The following is a 19,758-nucleotide window of genomic DNA, read 5'->3' on the forward strand; positions in this document are numbered from 1 at the left end:
CTCTTTTACTCTAGCCCAAGTTGCAGCCGCGTTGTCCCTGCCGCCTTCCTCTATTCGGTCGCTATCGCGGCCATAAATTAGCCTCGGATCGGCTCATACGGTTCTCCAACAAGCAGTGAATGCCAATCCCACACCGATTGATGCGCGTAGCCAGAAAAGTCTGGAGTCCGCTGACGAGCGTCTACGATTTGTTGCACCACTTCGCGCAAGTGATGCTTAACGCAACTGCCTGAATACCGAAGTACCGTATAGCCCCTAAGCGTTGCGTCATTTGCTTTCCACCGATCCTTGATAAAAGTGGCCAAGTCTTCAGCTTTGTGGAAATCGTAGCCATCGATCTCCACCGCGATTTTCCCCACCACAAGATCCCAAAAGTACGGACCTATCTGTCGGTTGGTCTCAACCTTCATCCCTCTGCGGCGAAGCGCGCGTACCACCAGACGCTCGGCTTCACTATCGCTTCCGTGGACAACCTTGCGCAGCATCTCTTTCGTCCCAGCGGGCACGCGCGAGATGGAAGATAAATCCCGCTCCAGCGCAGCTTTCCCTCGTACACTGCGATAATGAAACTCCAGCATGGTGATTGCTCGTTTTTCATCGACTTCAAGCGCGGCCAAAATTGGGTTCTGAACCGGGATCCCTTTGAACTCATAGAACGTTCGCTGGCGAGTTCTTTGCGCTTTGAACCATTCAGACGAGCTCAGCCTGTTGGTGTACGCGACCTCCAGCGGGAGAGTCATGACAGTCCGTGAGTAAATCTCGACCGCTGATTTTCCTGCAATCATCACTTTCGGCCAGCGCTGCTGCAATAACTGCGCCACCTCCATTGGTTCTGGTTTCCGGCGAACATAGAGGCCCCGTGCAATTTTGAAGATTTCACCTTTAGCCAACCGCCGGCGCAGTTGGTCCTGGCTCAGCCCGGACACCACCCAGCTTTCCATATTTCCCCATTTCCCCCGAAAATCTGGTTCTCTTTCACCTTATTCGCCCTTCTACGCTCGTGCAGCCGGAAAGGAACTCCAAAACCTACAATGCAGCCACGTTATGCATGGCAGGTTGATTCCATGGGGCCATAACGTGGCTGCAAGTTGGCGTGTAGCTTCACGCTCCTGTTAACTGCTACTCCCCTAGCAGCTTGTCGCGCAGGTTCTTATCCTTCTGCTCGACTTCCTCGGCCATCTGCTTTTGGTAGTCCGCCATCTTGTCTTGGATGGCGGGGTCGCCAGCGCCGAGGATGCGGGCGGCGAGCAGGCCGGCGTTCTTCGCACCGCCGATGGAGACGGTGGCTACCGGCACGCCGCTGGGCATCTGCACGATGGACAGGAGGGAGTCGAGGCCATCGAGATCCTTCAGTGCGCGGGGGATACCGATGACCGGCAGCGGCGTAGCCGCGGCGACCATGCCGGGAAGGTGCGCGGCACCGCCGGCGCAAGCGATAATCGCCTTCAACCCGCGGGTATGGGCTTCCTTGGCATAGGCCAGCATCTTTTCCGGGGTGCGGTGGGCGCTGACCACGCCAACCTCGAAGGGGATGCCGAAGTCCGCGAGGACCTGAGCGGCGGGTTCAACGGTGGGCCAATCGGAATCGGAGCCCATGATGATGCCTACATGCGGTTGCATAGTGTCCTTTCTACAGGCAGGAATTTAAGCCCATTCGGCGTGCACGAGGAAGTGCGCGGCCTGGCGGGCGATGGTCAGGGGCTCGTCGGTATCTTCACCGGTGACGTTGACGTGGCCAATCTTGCGGCCAGGGCGGTGGTCCTTGCCGTAAAGGTGAATCTTGGCCTGCGGGTAGCGCTCCATGACTTTACGGACGCGCTCCGGCATGGGCATGGCGGGATCTTCGTAGGCGCCCAAGGCATTGGCCATCACGGTAACGGGTGCAAGCGTGTCGACTGCACCCAACGGGAGGTCGAGCACGGCGCGCAGGTGCTGCTCAAACTGGGAGGTGACGCAGCCATCCTGGGTCCAGTGGCCGGTGTTATGCGGGCGCATGGCCAGTTCGTTGACGGAGATATCCTCGCCCTCGGGACCGTCGAAGGCAAAGAGTTCGACGGCCAGCACGCCGGTCACTCCGAGGGACTCGGCGATGGTGAGACCCAACTCGGAAGCGCGCTGGGCGAGTTCCGGTGCGAGGCCAGGGGCGGGGGCGATAGCCTCGGCACAAATGCCGTTTTCCTGGCGGGACTGGGTAATCGGCCACACCTTAGCCTCGCCGGAAGGACGGCGGGCGACCAAGATGGAAAGCTCGCGGGTAAGTTCCACCTTTTCCTCTGCCATCAGCGGGGTTCCGGCCTCGAGCAGCTCGGAGACCAGCTCAAAGCAATTATCGGCGGTGGGGAACCATACTCCCTTGCCGTCGTATCCACCGCGGCGTGCCTTGAGGCATACGCGGCCATCGACGGCGTCGAAAAAGGCGCGGGCATCGGCCACCGAGTCGATGGCGGCAAAGCGCGGCACGGGAGCGCCCAGCGCGGCCAGCTTTTCTCGCATCTTGAGCTTATCCTGCGCGTAGATAAGAGCGGTGGGCTGGGGCTGGACGTTAAATCCGGCGTCGATAAGCGCGGCGGAGTGTTCGTTGGGCACATGCTCGTGCTCGAAAGTGATAGCGTCCGCGTCCTCCGCCACACCGCGCAGCTCCTCTAGGGAGGTGTAGTCCCCCAGCACCACGTCCGGGGTAACCTGCGCAGCGGAAGAATCCGGCTTGCTGGCTAGAATCCGCAGGTGAATATCGAGTTCCGCGGCGGCCGGCTGCATCATGCGGGCCAGCTGGCCGTCGCCACAAACAGTTACAATAGGCTTTAAGTCACTCACGTCCCCCAATACTAGCCTGGATACTATGTTCACTCGTCATACCATCTTCCAAAATTCGCTCATGACCGCTTTGCTGGACGGCATTTATGACGGCGAAATGACCATTTCGGAACTGCTTGGTAAGGGCAATTTTGGCCTCGGCACCTTTGATGGCCTCGACGGAGAGATGATCATTTTGGATGGCACCTGCTACCAGCTGCGCGGCGATGGCTCCGCGCAGATTGCAGACCTAGACCAGCGCACTCCTTACGCGGTAGCCACGAATTTTGTCCCGCGCATTACTGCCGACGCCCCCGCGGGCCTGCGCCGCGATCAGCTCTCCGCGTTCATTGATAAGCTCGAGCCTTCCGCTAACTACATGTACGCGGTGCGCATCGTGGGCACGTTCAAGGAGGTCACCACCCGCACGGTGGTCAAACAAGAAAAGCCCTACCCGCCAATGTCTGAGGCCGTGGGCGGCGATAAGGAGCTGCATTTTAAGGACGTTGAGGGCGTCATCGGTGGCTTCCGCACCCCCGTCTATGAAAAGGGCATCTCGGTTCCGGGCTGCCACGTGCACTTTATCGACGCCGACCGCACCTCCGGTGGCCACGTGCTGGACTACGTAGTGGATAAGGCAACGGTTGAGCTTTGCCCCGCCTCCGATCTAGAGCTGCGCCTGCCGCTGACGCAAGAATTTAGCCGAGCTAACCTCTCCCCTGAGGATCTGGATAGCCAGCTTCATACCACCGAGGTTAAAACCAAGGGCGATCATTAATGATCTCGGCCACACGCTTGGGCTTGGCCACGTTGGGAAAATACATGGCCCGGTCCCAGCCGTGAATTGCTAGGGAGACCCCGCCTCGGCGCTTGCGGGCGCCGCGGATATCCTGCAGCGGAATCGAATCGATATTGCGGCCCTCCCGCGCGATGACGCGCCTATTAGTCACGATGAAGCGCTTCCGGCGGGCCTTATAAAGCGGAATGACAAAGCGCCAGATTCCCAGCAGCGCCCATACCGCGACGAGACCGTTGCGCAGCATCGGGTCTACTGCTTGGACATCGCACCAGCCGATGGCGATCCACAGCAGGCCGGTGATGAGGATGAGCTCGAGGAAGGGGAAAATCAGCGCGCGAAACGGCGCGGAGACATCCGCGCGCTTGACCTCTCCTTGGCCCATCTTCATTAGTCCCATAGCTAAGGATGCTACCTCGCGTGTCTACTTCTGTGGGCGCAGGTGCGTGACATCGCCCGCGGAGTAGTACTCGCCGGCGACCATGATGCGGCCGTCCTCGCCGATTTCATCGACGTGCCCGGTCACATCGCCGGACGGAGTTTCCAAGCGCACCTCCTGGCCAAGCGAGGAGCAGACCGCACGGTAGTCGCGCAGGAGCTGCGGATCTTGGTTCTCCCACTGCACGATGCGGCGGCGCAAGTTCTTCAACACGGTAATGGCCAGCTCGGTGCGGTCGGTATCGCGGCCTTCGAGCGCGAGCGAGGTGGCCTTTTCAATAGGTAGGTCCTCACGAGTCAGGGTGACATTGATGCCCATGCCCACGACGACGCGCGCAGATGGTGCGGCGCCACCTACTGCCTTATTAACCTCTGCTTTATTGACTTCAGCCTTATTTACTTCGGCCTTATTAACCTCCGCCTTGTTAACTTCAGCCTTGCCTACCTCTACCTTGGTGAGCTCGGTCTTCGGCGCGGCCTTAAAGGCTTGGCCCACGGGACCGGCCTCGGCAAGGATGCCACACAGCTTATTGCCGTCGATATGCACGTCGTTTGGCCACTTCAGCACGGTGCCCTCAATCGAATCGGTCACCGCGAGGCCCGCGGCCAGCGGCAGGGTGCCCAGGTGCTCGAGGGATTCCGGCAGCAAGAGCACGGAGAAGATGACCTGGGAGCCGGCCGGCGCGGTCCAGGTGCGGCCGAGGCGGCCCTTGCCGGAAAGTTGTTCGTCGGCAAGCAGCACGGTGCCATCCGCAACATTGGTGGCCTGCATCAAATCGGTATTGGTGGAGCCGGTCTTTTCCACGAAATCGATGGTGGTGAAATCGTCCGCCAGCGCGGTGCGAATGCGTTCCAAATCAAGTGCTGTCATAAGCTTCAAGGATACCGGCCGCCAATGGTGCTAGTGTGTTGCGCATGGCAAAGGTCACTTTTGAAAAGGTCAACATCACCTACCCCGGCGCGAGCGCGCCCACGGTAAAAGACTTGGACCTCGATATCGCGGACGGCGAATTCCTAGTCCTCGTTGGTCCATCGGGCTGCGGCAAGTCCACAACGCTACGCGCGCTGGCGGGCCTGGAACCTACCTCCAGCGGCCGCATCACCATCGACGGCAAGGACGTGACCAACCTGGAACCAGGCGATCGCGATATCGCCATGGTCTTCCAGAACTATGCCCTCTACCCACACCTGACGGTGGAGGAAAACATGGGCTTTGCCCTGAAGCTGGCGAAGCTTCCCAAATCCGAGATCAAAGCCAAGGTGCACGAGGCGGCGGAAACGCTCGGCCTGACCGAGTATCTCAAGCGCAAGCCCAAGGATCTGTCCGGCGGCCAGCGCCAGCGCGTGGCCATGGGCCGGGCCATTGTCCGCGAGCCGAAGGCCTTTCTTATGGATGAGCCGCTGTCCAACCTGGATGCCAAGTTGCGCGTACAGACCCGCGCGGAGCTGGCCAGCCTCCAGCAGCGCCTGGGCACGACGACGGTGTATGTCACCCACGACCAGGTGGAGGCTATGACCATGGGCGACCGCGTGGCGGTGCTCAAGGACGGCGAGCTGCAGCAGGTAGCCCCGCCGCGCGAGCTTTACGACGCCCCCGCGAACGAATTCGTCGCCGGCTTCATCGGCTCGCCAGCCATGAATATCTTTGACTACAACGGTTCCCGCGTAGGCGTGCGCCCAGAAAAGATGTTTATCAACAAAGGCCCGGTGGGCTTCCAAGGCGTGGTGGACATTGTGGAAGAGCTGGGCGCAGAGTCTTATGTCTATGTCACCGTGGGCGAGAATAGGTTGGTCGCCCGCGCCGAAGGTACCCCACCGCAGCGCGGTGAAGAGGTGGTGCTGACCTTCAACCCACGTGAGGCGCACCGCTTCGACCCGGAAACGGGCCGTCGCATCGCCCAGGACTAGCTGAACTAACCGGAGCCGTAAGTCAAACGTGTAAACGGCGGCTGGTCTCCACACGCAGTGTGGGGACGATGCCGGTTGTAGTAATGCAGCCAGGCGTCGAGCTCACCGCGGCGTTCGGTTTCGGAAGTATACCGGTGGGCGTTGAATCACTCGCCAACCCCACCAGGACCGCGGTGGCGGTGATTGCGGTTTCGCCATCGTGAATCTCGGCGTAGACGAGGCAGAAGTAGTCGTCGATGACGGCGTGGACGTAGACCGTGCCTATCCACGGGTCGTAGGGCTTGCTCCGGGGTGGTCATGCTCGTAGCGCGGCCGACGCGAGTCAGCCGGTTGAAATGGCAGGACGAGAAGATACGGTCGGCCATGAGACTTGGAAGCGGGCAGCGACCTCGCTAATCGGCCATCCGTCGTCGACGAGGAGTTGGGCGACCTCCGAGCGGTGGCGAGGTGTGAGGATGGCGTTGGCATGCATTAATCCTCTCCTGCTTCGACAAGCGTCTTCTGCGGCATCTTGAGTTGTCCCAGGGCTGCGAGGAGTGCTCCCGTGGCCAGTGGCACTAGGCCGGCGGCGATAAACAGAGTTCTGATGTCGATGTGGCGGCTGAGGAGTCCGGTGAGAGCGATTGACAGAGGCATGAAGGCGATGGATATAAAGAAGTCGAGGCTGGCGACCCGGCCGAGCATCTCCAAGGGGACGTGTTCTTGGAGTACTGCTCCCCAGATGACCATTCCGATCCCGATCAGCGCCCCGTAGAACGCGAGGCCTGCGCCGATGGCCCACGAATTGCTGGTGAGCGCCGGGATGGACAGGGGCAGGCATCCGATCACCCAGGCACCGACCATGGCCGGCAGGAAGCGTTCCGGTGTGCGCCACGACCCAGCTAGCAGAGAACCCACCACCCCGCCCGCGCCGAGGGCAGCCAGGACGGCCCCGTAGAGAGCAGGTCCGTTGTCATGCGATGAGCGCATGAGGGCGGGTAGGAGGACTTCGAGTGGTCCAGTCACTACCAGTCCCATGACGGCCGCGAACAGGACACTGGAGCGGACCCAACGTGTGCGGGAAACGTAGCGGAAGCCGTCGAGCAGGTCGGTGATCAGTGAGTCTTCCGCACCGTCGGCCTCGGACTCGGCGCGGGTGGGGGCGGGAAGCTGCAGAGCCGCAAGCAGGGCAAGTCCGAGTGCTGCTGCGATGAGGTATCCGCCAGCGGCGGGCATGCTGGCACCGATGACCGCTCCGACGGCGGCGGGCGCAAGTGCCTGTCCGACCAACGGGCGGGCGGCGCCTTCGAGGCCGTTGACGGCCATTAAGTCGTCGCCGTCCACCAAGACTGGCACCAGCGCCGTGTAGGCGGGGAAGAAGAATGCGGTTGAAGTGCCAATGATGAACGCGGAGACCGCGAGCATCCAGAAGGTGACAATGTCGAGGATTGCTGCCGTGGACGTCGCGGTCGCGATGGTGAGGTTCAGGGTGAGCACGCTCACGATGACGGACTTATTGGGGAACCGGTCTGCGATTACGCCAGCTGGGAGGGATCCTGCAAGCAGGCCAATGCCGCTCCAGACTACGACACCCGACAGGGCGGCTGGCGTGGCGCCCAGGTCGAGGGTCTGCATGGCAAGGTAGAGGGCCCAGGCACCCTGGGCGAAGATGGTCAGCACCATCGCTGCGAACAGCTGACGGTACGTGGGGATGGTCAAGGGGTGAAGCGGGTTCATGGCATGTCCTTCAGGTCAAGGTTCAGGTGGGGCCAGTCGGCCAGGTCGTGGAGCATCTGCCGGTCATGCGTGGCAACGATCACCGCGCAGGAGGTCTGCAGCAGCTCGGTGGTGATGTCATCAACGAGGATCGAGGACAGATGATTGGTGGGCTCGTCCAGGAGCAGCAGGTCTGGATCCTGGGCCAGACACATGGCCAGGTGGAGACGGCGTTGCTGTCCTTGCGACAAGCGCCCCACCGGCGTGCCGGTTGCGGAGGCTTCGAGCAGCCCGAGCGAGCCGAGGGACGGCGCCTGAGCTCGACGGCCTAGCTTCGCCAGGTACGCCTCATAGACCTCGTGTGCAGGGCTGGAGCGGTCCCAGTCGGGGACCTCTTGGGACAGCAGAGCGATGCGCGCTCTCGGATTAACTCGCACATGTCCCGTGGTGGAGGCCAGCCGCCCTGCGAGAAGTACCAACAGGGTGGATTTTCCCGCGCCGTTCGGTCCGGTGACCACCAACCGGTCACCGCCGTTCACGTCGACCGAGACCGGAGCGTCCAACCGGTCCTTCACAGTAACCAGGGTGGCGTTCATGATGCTCTGTCCGGCACGGGTTGCCGAGGCGGGCCATGCAAGACGCAGTGGCGGCGGCGGGACGTCGATTTCATGACTTTTCAAGTCTTCGATACGTCGGTTGAAGGCTTGGACCACTCCAGGAGCGCGCGTGGCGCGTTGGTGCTTGCCTGTGCCCTTGGCAGGTCTCCATCCACCCTGGGATAGGCGGGAGCGCGCCTCGGCTGCAGCGCGTGTCAGTTCCTCGTGTCGGGCGACCTGGGCGGCGTGGTCCTGTTCCCACATGAGGCGTTCTCGTCGGCGGCCTTCAATCCAGCCTTGGTAGCCGCCCGAGTAGGTTCGCGGGACACCATCTCGGGTCGGGTCGAGATCCAGGAAGGTCGTCGCCACATCACGCAGCAGCGCGCGGTCGTGGCTGACCAGAGCCAGGCCCCCAGGGTGGTCACGCAGTCGCTCGGTTAGAAAAGCCAGTCCTGCAGCATCCAGGTGGTTGGTGGGCTCATCCAACAGGAGCAGGTCGGGGGTCGAACCAAGTGCGACGGCGAGCCGGACACGGTAGCGTTGTCCGACCGACAAGGTCGACAGGATGCGAGCGCGGTCGCTGCAGGCGTCGAGGCCTGCCAGTGCGATGTCCACCCGCCTTTCTGCGTCCCAGGCATCCAGTAGCGTGGCGGTCTCGAGCGCTGCGGAATAGGCATCGGCCGCGTCGTCACCCGCGGCGAGTGCAGCGCTCGCCGCGTCAAGGGCCTCGAGCGCAGACCTAGAGGGAGCAGTCGCTTCGGCGATGAGGTCGCCGACGGTGCGGTTGCCCTCGGCAGACATGTCCTGCTTAACCAAGACGCGGGAACCCATCTGGGTCACTACTCCCGAGTCAGGGGTCAGGATCCCGGCCAAAATGTGAAGCAAGGTGGTCTTGCCACGACCGTTGTCGCCGACGATCGCCAGACGTGAGCCGGCGGAGACGGTGACGTCCAGCCCGTTCAGGAGGTGCCTGTCCCCCAAGGTGATGTGGATTGATTCGGCGCGGATGTGTGCGGCGGGCCCTTGGGGCGTTCCATTCCACACACATGACCGCAAGGTTGATGTGTTTGGCATTGCATACTCTCAGCTCGTCATGGAGCCGGGCAGCACAAGATGGCCGCCCGGCAGGTGGCCAGGACGGCAGACGAAAGATCAGAAGGGGTCTCGCCGCCGTCAGCGGGCGGAACGTAGCTTCATGGAAGCGATGCCTGAGTACATGCGGCAGAGTTTACCCAGCGGGGCGGCTCTCAGCAAATCAATTAAAATCTCAGGTCAATACAACTAGCACCCACGAATCCCCACGGAGGCGACTTAGCCGCGAAGGCATCTAGGCCGTCGTGCAGCAGGTACACGGATCAGCCAGCCGCTTCCCCCTTACTACCCCCGTTTAGAGTTAAATAGGCCAAAATTATCCACCTTTTGGTTTCCGTATTTTAGGTTTAAAGAAACGAAAGTTTTCCGAAAGGTGATTTCCATGCAGAAATTCCTGCTTCGCACTACCGTTGCGGCCACCGCAGTTCTGGCACTGGCCGGCTGCTCTTCGTCCTCCTCCGATTCCGCTGCAGACGGTTCCGCTGAAGGCGGCGCGGATGCGCGCGGCCCCATCACCTTTGCCATGGGCAAAAATGACACGGACAAGGTAACCCCCATCATCGAAAAGTGGAACGAGCAGCACCCAGAAGAGAAGGTCACGCTCAAGGAGCTGGCCGGCGAGGCTGACGCTCAACGCGAGACCCTCGTGCAGTCCCTCCAGGCGGGCAGCGATGACTACGATGTCATGGCCCTCGACGTGGTGTGGACTGCGGAGTTCGCCGCCAACCAGTGGCTCCAGCCCCTCAATGGTGACTTTGAAACCAATACGGATGAGCTGCTGCCAGCTACCGTAGAGTCCGCCACCTATAACGACGTACTTTACGCGCTGCCGCAAAACACCAACGGCCAGCTGCTTTTCCGCAATACCGAGCTCGCGGATAAGGCTCCCGAGAAGTTCGCAGATCTTAAATCCGCATGTAAGGCGCTGGAAAAGGGCAAGAGCTGCCTGACCACCCAGTTCAAGCAGTACGAAGGCCTTGCGCTCAATACCGCCGACTTCATGGAAGGCTGGGGCGGCTCCGTCTTGGATAAGGACGGCAACGTCACCGTGGATTCTAAGGAAGCCAAGGACGGCCTTCAGGCCATGGTGGATGCGTACAAGGAGGAGACCATCTCCAAGGACTCCACCGCCGCCACCGAGGAAGAAACCAATATGGCGTTTACCGAAGGCAAGACTGCCTTTGCCATGAACTGGCCGTATATGTATTCCAATGCGGTTGATGCCGGCGTCGACGTCGAGGTCCAGGCCCCGCTGGGCAAGGACGGAGTAGGCGTTTCCACGCTGGGTGGCTATAACAACGGCATCAATATCAACTCCAAGAATAAGGGCACTGCGCTCGAGTTTATGAAGTTCATCATCAACGAGGACAACCAGAAGTCTTTTGCGGAGCAGTCCTTCCCGCCAGTCTTGGCTTCCATCTACGATGACCCGCAGCTGCAGCAGGAATTCCCGTACCTGCCAGCACTCAAGGAATCTCTGGAGAACGCGGCACCGCGCCCGGTTTCCCCGTTCTACTCGGCGATTTCCAAGGCCATCCAAGACAATGCCTATGCTGCATTGACGGATGGCAAGTCAGTGGATGATGCCACCGCCGATATGAAGGCGGCCATCGAATCGGCTTCCCAGGGCTAAACGCCCAATCCGGGTGAGGTAGGCGGACACCCCGCCGCCTCACCCTTTGTGGTTTTCACTCCCCTAAAGGGGATAGAATCTAGCCAATACTTAGCATTTCTTGAACAGAAAGGCGGTCCAGCGTGGCTATAGCTTCGCCGACTGCGTCCAAGGGGGCGCCGAAGGGGGCGTCGGCAAGCGCGCCGAAGCCCCAGCGTAAGAATTATGGGCGCGTGGCCGGGCTGATTGCTCCGGCGCTCATCGTGCTCGCCGTCATTATCGGCTACCCCATCATCCGCGCCATTGTCCTGTCCTTCCAAGGCAATAGGCAGCTCAACCCGCAGACGGGGCTTTTTGAGGAGGGCGGCTTTGCCGGGCTGGAAAATTACCTGTACTGGATTAATAACCGGTGTGTTTCCGGCACTGGTCAGATTTCTACCTGCCCGCCGGGCGTTATCGCCACGGACTTTTGGCCGGCGGTCAAGATCACGCTCTTTTTCACCATCGTTACCGTGCTACTGGAGACCATCCTGGGCATGCTGATGGCGCTCATTATGAATGGTGAGTACCGCGGCCGCGGCCTGGTGCGCGCTGCGGTGCTTATCCCCTGGGCCATTCCTACGGCCGTCACAGCCAAGCTGTGGCAGTTCATGTTCGCCCCGGAGGGCATCATCAACTCGCTGCTTGGTGCGGACATTGCTTGGACCACGGACCCGTTCTACGCTCGCCTGGCTGTCATCATCGCGGACGTATGGAAGACAGCACCATTCATGGCGCTGCTCATCCTAGCCGGCCTGCAGATGATCCCGAAGGACGTTTACGATGCCGCCCGTGTGGACGGCGCCAACCGTATTCAGACCTTCTTCCGCATCACGCTCCCGCTGGTGCGCCCGGCGCTCATGGTGGCCGTGCTCTTCCGCACCCTGGATGCGCTGCGCATGTATGACCTACCGGTCATCATGATTTCTAGCTCCTCCAATTCCCCCACCGCGACCATCTCCCAGCTGGTGGTAGAGGATATGCGCCAGGGCAACTTCAATTCCGCCTCCGCGCTCTCCACTCTTATATTCCTCCTCATCTTCGTCGTCGCCTTTATCCTCATCCGCTTCCTTGGCGCGGATGTCTCCGGCAGGAAGGCAGCTAAATAATGCGTAAATTCGGACACTACGCCGGCATCGTCTTCATCATGTTCTGGGGCTTGGCGCCCTTTTACTGGATGCTGGTAACCGCGCTGCGGGATCAGCGCTTCACCTTCGATACCACTCCGTGGCCCACCCACGTCACGCTGGATAATTTCCGCGATGCCTTGGCTACCGATAAGGGAAACGACTTCCTAGCCGCGCTGGGAAACTCGCTGCTTATTTCCCTGGTTACCACCGCTGTGGCCGTGCTCATCGGCGTCTTTACCGCCTATGCACTCTCCCGTTATGACTTCCCGGGGAAGGGCATCGTGACCGGCATTATCCTGGCCGCCTCCATGTTCCCGGCCATTGCCTTGGTCACCCCGCTCTTCCAGCTCTTTGGCAACCTGGAATGGATTGGTACTTACCGCGCGATGATCATCCCCAATATTTCCTTCGCGCTACCGCTTACGGTCTATACCCTGCTGAGCTTCTTCCGCCAGCTGCCTTGGGAACTAGAAGAAGCAGCCCGGGTGGATGGTGCCTCGCGCTCCCAGGCCTTCCGCCTAGTGCTTCTGCCGCTTGCGGCGCCGGCGCTATTTACCACCGCGATTATCGCCTTTATCACCACGTGGAATGAGTTCATGCTGGCCAAGCAGCTGTCCACCACTGATACCGAACCGGTGACCGTAGCCATCGCACGATTTTCCGGCCCGTCCGCTTTCGAGTACCCCTATGCCGCCACCATGGCTGCTGGCGCGTTGGTGACCATCCCATTGGTCATCATGGTGCTCATCTTCCAGCACCGCATCGTCGCCGGCCTGACCGCTGGCGGTGTCAAGGCCTAATGCGCCGGGCCATGCTGTGGGATACCGCCCTGGGTTTCCTCGGATTCTTTAGCCTCCTCGCGGTTATCCAAGCTGTACTCAATCTCTTCCACGACTCCCCCGCCCTCTGGCCCGGCCTCTTGGCCGGCGCCCTGTGCCTCCTTACCTACCTGACCTGGCGGGCGAAAAGAAAGGACCTTTCATGAGCTGGTACCACGATGCCGTCTTCTACCAGGCCCTCGTCGGCTCCTTCAAAGCCGACGGCGATAAGGAGGTAGGCACGCTGCGCGGGGTCATCGATAAGCTGGATTACCTGCAGTGGCTCGGCGTGGACTGCCTGTGGCTTTCGCCGTTTTATGCCAGCCCCTTGCGCGATGATGGCTACGACATTGCGGACTACTACTCCATCCATCCGGATTACGGCACGATGGAGGACTTTGAAGAGCTCATTGCGCAGCTGCACCGCCGCGGCATGCGCATTATGACGGATTTGGCGCTCAATCACACCAGCTCCGACCACCCGTGGTTCCAGGCCTCCCGCACGGACCCCACCGGCCCCTATGGCGATTTCTATGTTTGGGGCGATGACCCGGAGCGCTATCCCGAAATTCGTGTCATTTTCACCGACGTGGAGACATCCAACTGGACCTGGGATGACCAGCGCGGCCAGTACTACTTCCACCGCTTCTACTCCCACCAGCCGGATTTGAACTACGATAACCCGGCCGTGCAGGAGGAGGTGTTCAAGATCTTGTCCTTCTGGATGGACAAGGGATTGGACGGCCTGCGCCTTGATGCCATTGCTTACCTCTTTGAACGCGACGGTGTAGGCGGCGAGTCCCTGCCGGAGACCATCGAGTTTGTGGAGAAGATTCGCTCCTTCATGGACACCCACTACCCGGATGCGGTGCTCATCGCGGAGGCCAACCAGCCTCCGGCCGAGACCATGCAGTTCTACGGCAAGGGCGAGCGCTTCCACATGGTCTTCAACTTCCCGGTTATGCCGCGGCTGTACCAAGCATTGGCGCTTGCCGACGCCAGCCCAGTCTACTCCATCCTCGACGAACTACCCGCCCTGCCGGATGGCTGCCAATGGGGTACCTTCCTGCGCAACCACGATGAGCTCACCCTGGAGATGGTGGACGATGACGTGCGCGAGCTGATGTATGAAGCTTTCCTCCCCGATGATGAGATGCGCGCCCATGTGGGCATTGCCCGCCGGCTGATGCCGCTGATGAACGGCGATCGCCGCAAGGTGGAGCTCATGTTTTCGCTACTGATGACCCTGCCGGGCGCACCGTTTATCTACTACGGCGATGAGATTGGCATGCTCGATGACACCACGCTCCCGGACCGCTATGCGGTGCGCACCCCGATGCAGTGGGACGATTCCGAGCACTCTGGTTTCAGCACCAAAGCACCTTCCCGCCTTCCGATTGTGGGAGGTACCTCCGTGGCCGCCCAGCTTGATGACGCCACCTCGTTGCTCAACACCGTCCGCGCCATGATTGCCGAGCGCCATGCCCATCCGGATCTCGGCACCGCTCCGTGCGAGCCGGTAGAGACTGGTGAGGAAGCCGTCCTTGGCTATCAACGCGGCGATCTGCTGTGCTTGCACAACTTCAGCGATCGCTCCATCGACTTGGGCCCAGTAGAGCTCGGCCCGTACGGCTACGCCTGGCTGCCGGCCTAAGCCTTAGCGCGCAGCTGCAGCCTCCTCTCCTACCGGCGCACTGCGCAACCCACAGAGAAAAGCGCCCTGTCGGTCCTTATGGGCCGAGAGGGCGCTTAATAGTTGTGGTGGCCTAGTTCCACTCAGGCGCGTCTTCGAGGCGCAGCTCGGAGTAGCGCGCTTCTGGCACAGAAGCCGAGTATGGCTTGCCCTGGGCTTCCCACTGCTGGTCAGAGTTGCAGCGCACATCCTGAACGTCAGTGTCGAGCATGGTAAAGCCCCACACCAGCTTGCCCTGCGAGTTCGCAGGCAAGGTGTACGGGCCAACCACCTGGTTTAGCTTCCAGTGCTGCTCGCTGACGTAGTTGAAGCCATAGGTCTTGGTCAGTACCTTGGCCAGCTCGCCGGTGCCCTCAACGGATCCGGAGACCTCGATGGTCTGGGTGCGAGCCTGGGTGACGGTGTGCTTGACCGGTACTTCCTCGGCGTTGCGGTTAGCCACGCTGGTGGCGTCGGTCTGCTTGAACCAGCGGCGCTTTGCGGTGACGTAGGTGCCGTTTTCACCTGGCGTCGAGCAATGCGTGCCTGGCTTGTAGTCGTCGTTCCAGCGCTGGGGCAGCTCAAAGTCCCCACCGAAATCAGCGGCGTGGGCAACAGGAGCGGCCACCAGGCTTAGCGCCGCGAGGGCGCTAGCGATGGACGTCTTGCTCACGTTTAGCCCCAATCGTTGTTATCGCGGGTGGAGACCTCGATGTGGCGCTCCTTCGGCAGGGTGGCGGTAAAGGTGCCGCCGTTGGCCTGCCACTTGTGGTCGGAGCCGCACACAGTCTTCTGGCCCTCGAAGTCAGAGACAACCCAGCCGGCGCGCAGGACGGCGGTCTTGCCCGGAGCGATGTTGTACGGACCAACCTGCTCGCCTACCTCGTAGGACTGGCTATCGGTGTAGCTGGAGGAGAAGGTGAAGTTGATGAGGTCCATCAGCTTGAAGTCAATGCCTGCGGACACATTCCAGGTCTTGGTCTTGGTCTCGGTGATGGAACGGGTTACCGGCAACGGCTCATCGTTGTAGTTGGACACGGTCCAGGAACCGGCGGAGCCATCGAAGTAGGTGCGCTTGATGTCAACGGTCTGGCCGGTGTCGCCCGGGTTGGAGCAACGCTCACCGATGGTGGTCGGGTTGGCCGGGCCGAGGTCGCGCTGCGGCAGGGCGTTAGCGGCCGGAGCGAAGATGAGGCCGGAAGCAACGGCAAGAGCCGCGGTGGTAGAAGCAATCTTGGACTTGAACATGGAATTTTCTCCTTGCGTAGATGAGGGTGGTGTTTAGTAGATGGTCTGGGTAGGAACCGGCAGGTCGCGGAATTCGTCCGGAGTGACGTCCTCGGTGCGGGTGTTGCCGGCCTTATCGGTGATCTTGGCCTCTGCCCAGAAGCCGCTCGGGGCGGAGGTCTGCTTGTAGTTAGAGGTGAGGTCGTAGTTTCCGCTCTTGCCGCAGTGAATCTCGCGGTAGTTGATGCGGGTCATGGTGGTGCCATACTCCACACGCACGCGCTCGCCCGGCTTGAGGTCGACGTGCTTGAGCTCGGTGCCGACCGGCATGTAGGCACGCTTTACGGCACCAACGGACTCCAGCCAACCCTTCGGAATATCGCCGCGGTTGCCCTGCCAATTGGTGTACGGGGCGTGCTCGGCGCCAACGACGAAGTCAGTTACCGGTGCAAACTCGTAGTCACCCTTGGACCAGTTGAGGAAGTCCGTGGAGTAACCAGCCTTCCGGTAGGTCGGCTTTACCGCGGTGATGTCCAGCGGGTACCAGGAGCTATCGCCGGCTTCACACTTATCGCCTTCCTTAGGCCAGGAGGGATCGCGCTGCAGATCTGCAGAAGGCTGCATGATCTCGTCCTTCTTCGGATCGGCGATCTTCTCTAGGCTCGGGCCGGATACGGAGGTGTAGTTGCCCTCGATCGGCTTGGAGTTTGCACCCGGGGAACGGGATGGAATTTCCATGGCCAGATCGGACACGGAGCCGTCCGCCTTGATGATGTAGGCGAAGGCGTAGCGCTCGGCCGGGCCCTTACCGCGGATGACATTAGAGCCTGGGATATTTTCCAAGCGGTCATCGTTGCAGCCTACGAACATGGAGATGAAGTCCTTTTCAATGACGCCGTATTCGACGCGGAAGGACTCACCTGGCTTCAGCTTCACAGGGCCGAAGGTTTCTTTATCGCGCCAGCCGTTGGTCATCTTCAGACCAATATCGGACTTAGCGGTGGTGTCCCAACCGGAAGGCAGCTTGGCCTTGGAATTGGCTTCAATCTCGTGATTGGTACCAGTTTCTACCTCGGCGGTGTAGGGCACTTCTTGGTTGGTGGTGTTTTTAAACTGCAGGGTGCCGTCGCTCATGTAGCGGCGGCCGGTTTCTGCAAAGCGCCATTCGCGCTCTGCATTATCGCCGGCGGCACTGCAGCTCTTGTAGAGGTTGGAAATGGGATATGCCTGCGGCATCGGGGGAACATCTCCCGCGTGTGCCACTGGCGTGAAGAGAGCCGCTACGGCGAGCGGTGCGAGCAAACGCAGTCCCTTTTTAATCACCAGAAGACCGTCCTTAATAGATCGTTAAAAATCAGGGGAAACATTCATGAAGACTCAGGCAATCATAAGGGCTTAAAGGACGCACATCAATAGTTGAATGAAATTCTTCCTACTACTTTTACCTGCCTTGAGGTGCAATAATGGGCGCTTACCTGCCCGGCACCGTTAAATGTTTACAGGAGACACCACCCCCAGATTAGGGCCTTTCAACCTAATACCACCCAAGAAATTCCCAGGTTCCATGCACTGCCCACACTGTAGTGGCATTTGCCACCCAATCATTTTCCGCACCGCGTCCCCGCAGCGTTCCATTCCGCATTGACCGGGGTGCGCTAGTAATGTGGGGGCCTATGACTGACCTGAAAACCACCGCCGGCAAGATCGAGGACCTGGACGCCAAGCTCGCCGAGTCCCGCGCGCCGCTGGGAGAAGGCGAGCCGGCCGCCCGCACCCGCGTGACGCAGCTGCTCGATGAGGGCTCCTTCGTGGAAACGGACGCGCTAGCCCGCCACCGCTCTACCGACTTCGGTCGCGAGCATGACCGCCCCTATACTGATGGCGTAGTGACCGGCTACGGCACTATCGACGGCCGCCGCGTCTGCGTCTTTAGCCAGGACGGCGAAATCTTCGACGGCACGATGGGTGAGGTTTATGCCGAAAAGCTCACCAAGGTATATGACCTCGCCATCAAGACCGGCGTGCCCATCATCGGCATCTATGAATCCACCGGCCCGCGTGTGCAAGAGGGCATCGTCACCATGGCCGGATACGCCCGCCTCATGGCGCGTGTCTCCCAGGCTTCGGGCCTTATCCCGCAGATTTCCGTTGTCGCGGGCAATACCAGCGGCATTGCGGCGTTCGCGCCGACGTTTGCCGATGTCCTCGTAGTCACCCAGGGCACCGCCCTCCACCAGGCCGCCAGCCACGTGGCCGGCGCTGAGCCAGAGACCTTTGGCGGCGCCGCAGCCCACGCAGAGTCTGGCACTGCTCACCTGGTGGCCAGCGACGACAAGCAGGCTCTGTCCCTCGTGCGCGATGTTTTGGCCTACTTCCCCGCCAATAACCGCGCCGCGGCGCCGCGCGTGGATGCCGGTAGCGTCGCGGACTTTGATCTCAATAGCGTCATCCCGGATACCGCCGCGCAGGCCTATGACATGAGCGAGGTCATCAAGGCTGTCGTCGATGAAGGCTCCTTCTTCGAGCTTTCCGCCGAGGCCGCACAAAACATCCTTACCGGTTTTGCCTACATCGATGGCCGCGCCGTCGGCATCGTTGCCAACCAGCCGCTGGCGCTGGCCGGCGCCTTGGACTCCGCCGCGGCAGAAAAGGCCGCACGCTTCGTGCGTACCTGTGATGCCTTCAATACTCCCATCGTGGAATTCGTGGACTCCCCAGGCTTTGTGCCTACCCCGGAAGAGGAAAAGGCCGGCCTGCTGCGCAGAGCGTCGAAGTTTGCCTATGCGCAGGCTGAAGCGAGCGTCGGCAAGCTCACTGTGATCACCCGCAAGGCCATTGGCCCGGCCTACGCATTTATGGGCGCCAAGGACCTCGGCGCGGACCTGGTCTACGCATGGCCCACCGCGGAAATTGCCGTCACCCAGGCCTCCCAAGCTTCCCTGGCCATTTATGGCTCGGAGGACAAGGAAGAGGAGATGGACGAGCTCTTCTTGCACCCGTATGCCGCAGCAGAGCGCGGGCTGGCCGATAATGTTATCGAGCCAACTGCAACCCGCCACTACCTGGTAGAAGGCCTGCGCCTGCTAGAGCGCAAGGCCGTGGCCCAGGTACCGAAGAAGCACGGAACCGTTTAGGAGGGGAAATGTCTACGCCGGAAATCAAGGTAGTCAAGGGCAATCCCACCGAGGATGAGCTCGCGGCCCTGCGCGCCGTATTGGCGCAGATGAGCGCCAAGCACTCGGGCGCTACCGGAGAACGCAATGAATGGGGTAACCCAGCCGAGCGCTTCGAGCGCTTTGGCGCGCAGCGCGTCTACAACCCCTCCGCCTTCCATACCGTCCGGTACTTCTAATGCGACTTATCCTCGCCTCCCAATCACCCTCGCGCGCGTCTATTCTGCGCGGCGCGGGCGTGGAGCCCGTATTGGAGCCGGCCGATATTGACGAGCGCTCCCTCGAAGCCTCGCTCGCGGGCCACCCGCCGGCCGATATCGTGGCGGCCCTCGCCACCGCCAAGGCTGAAAAGGTGGCCGGGCGCTACCCCACCGAGCCCGTTATCGGCGGCGATTCCATGCTGCTGCTCGACGGCGAGCTACAAGGCAAGCCCCATACCGAGGAAGCCACCATTGAGCGCTGGCACCAGCAAGCCGGCCGCACAGCCGAGCTGCTGACCGGCCACTGCCTCATCTTTGGCGATAAGCGCCATGTGGAAACGTCCACCACCACGGTGCACTTTGCCCAGGCCAGCGATGCCGATATCGCAGCCTATGCCCACTCCGGCGAGCCTCTGCACTGCGCCGGTGCCTTCACCTTGGAGGCCATGGGCGGCTGGTTCATTGACCGCATCGAAGGCGATCCTTCCTCCGTTATCGGGCTCTCTCTGCCGGTGGTGCGCCGCGCGCTCTATGCCTTTGATCTGAACGTCTCTGATTTCTGGTAGCAG

General features: G+C 61.0%; 20 protein-coding genes and 1 pseudogene. 10 read left to right on the forward strand and 11 right to left on the reverse strand.

Going from position 1 to position 19,758, the window contains the following annotated elements; genetic code table 11:
* Positions 1 to 77: 77 nt before the first annotated feature.
* From MHY08_RS01690 to MHY08_RS01700, 3 genes are all read right to left on the reverse strand, one after another.
* The gene (locus tag MHY08_RS01690; RefSeq protein ID WP_239234994.1) at positions 78 to 941 is read right to left on the reverse strand and encodes a DUF559 domain-containing protein; all 864 of its coding nucleotides are present in this window, start codon (positions 939 to 941) and stop codon (positions 78 to 80) included.
* A 178-nt stretch (positions 942 to 1,119) separates the two neighbouring features.
* On the reverse strand, positions 1,120 to 1,620 hold the full coding sequence (gene purE / locus MHY08_RS01695) for a 5-(carboxyamino)imidazole ribonucleotide mutase (RefSeq protein ID WP_239228989.1): 501 nt from the start codon (positions 1,618 to 1,620) through the stop codon (positions 1,120 to 1,122).
* Positions 1,621 to 1,644: 24 nt separating this feature from the next.
* Positions 1,645 to 2,760, reverse strand: a complete 1,116-nt coding sequence (locus MHY08_RS01700) for a 5-(carboxyamino)imidazole ribonucleotide synthase (protein WP_239235178.1) — start codon at positions 2,758 to 2,760, stop codon at positions 1,645 to 1,647.
* 79 nt (positions 2,761 to 2,839) lie between these two features.
* On the opposite strand from MHY08_RS01700, the gene budA reads away from it, so the two are divergent.
* Complete coding sequence (gene budA / locus MHY08_RS01705) at positions 2,840 to 3,571, forward strand: acetolactate decarboxylase (RefSeq protein WP_239234996.1); 732 nt, start codon at positions 2,840 to 2,842, stop codon at positions 3,569 to 3,571.
* On the opposite strand, the gene MHY08_RS01710 is transcribed toward budA, so the two are convergent.
* Both MHY08_RS01710 and MHY08_RS01715 read right to left on the reverse strand, forming a co-directional pair.
* Positions 3,549 to 3,989: a hypothetical protein gene (locus MHY08_RS01710; RefSeq protein WP_005326709.1), complete on the reverse strand. Its 441-nt coding sequence runs from the start codon at positions 3,987 to 3,989 to the stop codon at positions 3,549 to 3,551. The two genes, budA and MHY08_RS01710, sit on opposite strands and share 23 nt — an antisense overlap.
* 24 nt (positions 3,990 to 4,013) lie before the next feature.
* Entirely contained in the window at positions 4,014 to 4,898 is an 885-nt protein-coding gene (locus MHY08_RS01715) for a biotin--[acetyl-CoA-carboxylase] ligase (RefSeq protein ID WP_239234998.1), read from the reverse strand.
* A gap of 44 nt (positions 4,899 to 4,942) precedes the next feature.
* On the opposite strand from MHY08_RS01715, the gene MHY08_RS01720 reads away from it, so the two are divergent.
* The gene (locus tag MHY08_RS01720) at positions 4,943 to 5,935 is read left to right on the forward strand and encodes an ABC transporter ATP-binding protein (protein WP_204610025.1); all 993 of its coding nucleotides are present in this window, start codon (positions 4,943 to 4,945) and stop codon (positions 5,933 to 5,935) included.
* Positions 5,936 to 5,940: 5 nt separating this feature from the next.
* Here the strand turns inward: MHY08_RS01720 and MHY08_RS01725 are convergent.
* The 3 genes and pseudogenes from MHY08_RS01725 to MHY08_RS01735 form a co-directional block, all read right to left on the reverse strand.
* Positions 5,941 to 6,407: pseudogene (locus tag MHY08_RS01725) on the reverse strand (integrase core domain-containing protein).
* Entirely contained in the window at positions 6,407 to 7,651 is a 1,245-nt protein-coding gene (locus tag MHY08_RS01730; RefSeq protein ID WP_204610026.1) for an MFS transporter, read from the reverse strand. Before MHY08_RS01730 ends, MHY08_RS01725 begins: the two are co-directional and overlap by 1 nt.
* The gene (locus tag MHY08_RS01735) at positions 7,648 to 9,300 is read right to left on the reverse strand and encodes an ABC-F family ATP-binding cassette domain-containing protein (RefSeq protein WP_204610027.1); all 1,653 of its coding nucleotides are present in this window, start codon (positions 9,298 to 9,300) and stop codon (positions 7,648 to 7,650) included. Before MHY08_RS01735 ends, MHY08_RS01730 begins: the two co-directional genes overlap by 4 nt.
* A gap of 400 nt (positions 9,301 to 9,700) precedes the next feature.
* Between MHY08_RS01735 and MHY08_RS01740 the strand changes: the two genes are divergently transcribed.
* The 5 genes from MHY08_RS01740 (at position 9,701) to MHY08_RS01760 (ending at position 14,571) form a co-directional block, all read left to right on the forward strand.
* Positions 9,701 to 10,951, forward strand: coding sequence for an ABC transporter substrate-binding protein (locus MHY08_RS01740; protein ID WP_204610029.1), 1,251 nt, complete (start codon positions 9,701 to 9,703; stop codon positions 10,949 to 10,951).
* A gap of 122 nt (positions 10,952 to 11,073) precedes the next feature.
* Complete coding sequence (locus MHY08_RS01745; RefSeq protein ID WP_370658779.1) at positions 11,074 to 12,078, forward strand: carbohydrate ABC transporter permease; 1,005 nt, start codon at positions 11,074 to 11,076, stop codon at positions 12,076 to 12,078.
* On the forward strand, positions 12,078 to 12,899 hold the full coding sequence (locus tag MHY08_RS01750; protein ID WP_086587903.1) for a carbohydrate ABC transporter permease: 822 nt from the start codon (positions 12,078 to 12,080) through the stop codon (positions 12,897 to 12,899). Before MHY08_RS01745 ends, MHY08_RS01750 begins: the two co-directional genes overlap by 1 nt.
* Positions 12,899 to 13,084, forward strand: a complete 186-nt coding sequence (locus MHY08_RS01755; RefSeq protein ID WP_198492605.1) for a hypothetical protein — start codon at positions 12,899 to 12,901, stop codon at positions 13,082 to 13,084. The genes MHY08_RS01750 and MHY08_RS01755 overlap by 1 nt, the downstream gene beginning before the upstream one ends.
* On the forward strand, positions 13,081 to 14,571 hold the full coding sequence (locus MHY08_RS01760) for an alpha-amylase family protein (protein WP_239235003.1): 1,491 nt from the start codon (positions 13,081 to 13,083) through the stop codon (positions 14,569 to 14,571). The genes MHY08_RS01755 and MHY08_RS01760 overlap by 4 nt, the downstream gene beginning before the upstream one ends.
* A 112-nt stretch (positions 14,572 to 14,683) precedes the next feature.
* Here the strand turns inward: MHY08_RS01760 and MHY08_RS01765 are convergent, their stop codons facing one another.
* The 3 genes from MHY08_RS01765 to MHY08_RS01775 are packed head-to-tail and all read right to left on the reverse strand — an operon-like array spanning position 14,684 to position 17,139.
* Positions 14,684 to 15,262: a hypothetical protein gene (locus tag MHY08_RS01765; RefSeq protein ID WP_239235006.1), complete on the reverse strand. Its 579-nt coding sequence runs from the start codon at positions 15,260 to 15,262 to the stop codon at positions 14,684 to 14,686.
* A 2-nt stretch (positions 15,263 to 15,264) separates the two neighbouring features.
* Entirely contained in the window at positions 15,265 to 15,837 is a 573-nt protein-coding gene (locus tag MHY08_RS01770) for a hypothetical protein (RefSeq protein WP_198492602.1), read from the reverse strand.
* Positions 15,838 to 15,870: 33 nt separating this feature from the next.
* On the reverse strand, positions 15,871 to 17,139 hold the full coding sequence (locus MHY08_RS01775; RefSeq protein WP_239235009.1) for a hypothetical protein: 1,269 nt from the start codon (positions 17,137 to 17,139) through the stop codon (positions 15,871 to 15,873).
* Between the two features lie 350 nt (positions 17,140 to 17,489).
* Here MHY08_RS01775 and MHY08_RS01780 point away from each other — a divergent pair, with 350 nt between their 5' ends.
* Genes MHY08_RS01780 through MHY08_RS01790 form a run of 3 tightly spaced genes read left to right on the forward strand, consistent with a single transcriptional unit; the run spans position 17,490 to position 19,755 of the window.
* Positions 17,490 to 18,950: an acyl-CoA carboxylase subunit beta gene (locus MHY08_RS01780; RefSeq protein WP_204610038.1), complete on the forward strand. Its 1,461-nt coding sequence runs from the start codon at positions 17,490 to 17,492 to the stop codon at positions 18,948 to 18,950.
* Positions 18,951 to 18,958: 8 nt separating this feature from the next.
* Positions 18,959 to 19,168, forward strand: a complete 210-nt coding sequence (locus tag MHY08_RS01785; RefSeq protein WP_005322545.1) for an acyl-CoA carboxylase subunit epsilon — start codon at positions 18,959 to 18,961, stop codon at positions 19,166 to 19,168.
* Complete coding sequence (locus MHY08_RS01790; RefSeq protein WP_239193359.1) at positions 19,168 to 19,755, forward strand: nucleoside triphosphate pyrophosphatase; 588 nt, start codon at positions 19,168 to 19,170, stop codon at positions 19,753 to 19,755. The genes MHY08_RS01785 and MHY08_RS01790 overlap by 1 nt, the downstream gene beginning before the upstream one ends.
* The last annotated feature ends 3 nt before the right edge of the window (positions 19,756 to 19,758 follow it).

The organism is Corynebacterium sp. ACRPJ, assembly GCF_022347345.1.
Classification (GTDB): Bacteria; Actinomycetota; Actinomycetes; order Mycobacteriales; family Mycobacteriaceae; genus Corynebacterium; species Corynebacterium tuberculostearicum_D.